Below are 2079 nucleotides of genomic sequence, written 5' to 3'. Positions count from 1 at the left end.
TACGAGGATTGTCCAATAGCTAAAGGGATTTCACCAAATGGAGATGGTTTGAACGATAGTTTTGATTTGTCTTTACACGGAGTGCAGAGTTTGAAGATTTACAACCGTCTTGGTGTTGAGGTTTTCTCTTTTGGTTCTAATTATACGAATCAATGGGTAGGACAAGATAAATCTGGAAATCCACTTCCTGATGGTACTTATTATTATGTAGTTACGGCACATGATAAGATAAGAACTGGTTGGGTGCAAATCAATAAGTAAGAGTATCTATTTGTTTTAAGTTATAATAGAGGCTATTCCGTAAGGAATGGCCTCTATTTGTAATAATATCCCTGAATAAAGAGGTGTTTTATAGTTAAATTTTTCATAATCTAGAAAATTAACCTTACTTTTCAACTTTATAATACTATGTATGAGAACGAGATATATTTATTTTTGCTTTGTTGTGTGTTTTGGGATTGCTTGTTTGTTTGCTGCGAACAAAAGTGTTATCTCTGGTAGGAGTAATAGTGCTTTACCATCATATAAAATAGAAGAGGTTATATTACAAAAAAATGAGGGAAACTTATTTGCAGCTCCTCTTAATGATGATTGTATTGGCGCTGTTGATTTACCTATAAATACGAGTGTTGATTGTGCGAGTTTTGTGTCAGGAAGTTTTTTTGATTCAACTTTAAGTACGACTGTTCTAGCGGGTTGTATGGGAAATAAAATTACAAAAGATGTATGGTATAAGTTTACTGCCACTGCGACGACTCACCAGTTGGGTGTTTTTGATGTAAATAAGACTAGTTATAATATTTATGGAGCTATTTACGATAAAACTTGTGGAGCAATTAATAATGTTGCTGTTGCATGTTTTGAGTATAATTCTTCAAATGATGCCTTTAAAATCTTTAAAGATTTAAAAATAGGACGTACTTATTATGTCAGATTGGGTGTTGTTAGTGGAGATGACATTACATTTAAAGCTTGTGTTTCTGCACCTCCTGCTGCAATATATGTAAACCCAAGCAATGATATTTACACTGTAGAAGAACTTGTTAAAGAGGTGTTGGTAATAGCTGGTTGTGATTTAGTATCTAATATTAAATACGTAACAGGTACTAATTTTGGGGGAGAGAACGGTATCGGTTACTTCAATAAGAATGGTTCCGATTTAGCTTTTGATGAGGGAATTATCTTGGCAACAAACGGTGTTAAGTATGCGATGGGACCAGGAGGGCAATCAGAAGGTTCAGATAATACTAGTTGGTTAGGTGATAAAGATTTGCAAAAATTATTAATAGACAATGGTCTAACGTCTGCTAATCATAACGCATCTGTAATAGAGTTTGATTTTATATCGATTTTAGATACTTTGAAGTTTGATTTTATTTTCGCTTCTAATGAATATGGCCCTAGTTTTCAATGTCAATATTCCGATGTTTTCGCTTTTTTTCTAACCGATTTAACAAGCGGTGTCGTTACAAATCTTGCCGTTGTTCCTGGAACTACTACCCCAGTTTCTGTTACTACCATTCATGATGCAAAATATCAAGGAGACTTAACATGTGGAGATTCAAATAAGGATTATTTTGATAAGTATTATGGTTTATATGGTTTACCAGTTAAGGATAACCCAATAAATTATGGAGGGAGAACGGTTCCTATGACAGCAGTTTCTCCAGTTGTACCAGGACGTAAGTACCATATTAAATTAGCAATCGCAGATTATAGTGATTCTGGTGTTAATTCCGCTGTTTTTCTAGGTGGAGGGAGTTTTAATTTAGGTGTGCCAGATCTAGGAGACGATATGGTTGTCGAAGGTGGAAATGCTTTGTGTCCAGGAGAAACGATGGTGTTGAAAGCAAATTTGAATCCAAATGATTATATTATTCAATGGACTAAAGACGGAATGGATTTAGTTGGAGAGAACGGTCCTACCTTAACTATTAATTCTAAAGGTTTATACGGCGTAAAACTGGAATACAAAAACGTAAACTGTTATCTAGAACCGAAAGCTGTTAAGATTGAATATTTCGACGAGATCATCATCGAAAAACCACCTTTAAATCTGGTTCAGTGTAAGTCACCAAC

2 protein-coding genes are annotated in these 2079 nt (G+C 34.5%); both read left to right on the top strand.

What is annotated here, in order from left to right:
- Window positions 1-261, top strand: a 261-nt coding sequence (locus BM024_RS13565; RefSeq protein ID WP_143077793.1) for a T9SS type B sorting domain-containing protein, incomplete at its 5' end; no start/stop codon positions are given.
- Window positions 262-412: 151 nt separating this feature from the next.
- On the top strand, window positions 413-2079 hold a 1667-nt coding region (locus tag BM024_RS13560), incomplete at its 3' end, for a choice-of-anchor L domain-containing protein (RefSeq protein ID WP_177190220.1).

Origin of the sequence: Myroides guanonis (assembly GCF_900114085.1) — a bacterium.
Lineage (GTDB): Bacteria > Bacteroidota > Bacteroidia > Flavobacteriales > Flavobacteriaceae > Flavobacterium > Flavobacterium guanonis.
Note: the sequence above shows the minus strand (reverse complement) of the source record. Positions and strands in the feature narration are given on the sequence as shown.